Source organism: Secundilactobacillus mixtipabuli (genome assembly GCF_002217925.1).
Classification (GTDB): Bacteria; Bacillota; Bacilli; order Lactobacillales; family Lactobacillaceae; genus Secundilactobacillus; species Secundilactobacillus mixtipabuli.
Map to the genome: position 1 here is coordinate 1 of NZ_BCMF01000057.1, position 245 is coordinate 245.

The window sequence follows — 245 nt, forward strand, 5'->3', positions numbered from 1 at the left end:
CGTATCATTGCCTTGGTGAACCATTACTCCACCAACTAGCTAATACGCCGCGGGTCCATCCAGAAGTGATAGCCGAAACCATCTTTCAAACTGAAACCATGCGGTTTCAGTTGTTATACGGTATTAGCACCTGTTTCCAAGTGTTATCCCCTGCTTCTGGGCAGGTTACCCACGTGTTACTCACCAGTTCGCCACTCATCCAATGCTGAAAATCAGTGCAAGCACTTCAATTCAGCGGGATGCGT

Annotated in this window: 1 rRNA gene; it reads right to left on the reverse strand. The window is 48.2% G+C overall.

The features are described 5' to 3' along the window. A 16S ribosomal RNA gene (locus tag IWT5_RS11980) occupies window positions 1–236 on the reverse strand; the annotation flags it as partial. Window positions 237–245: the final 9 nt, after the last annotated feature.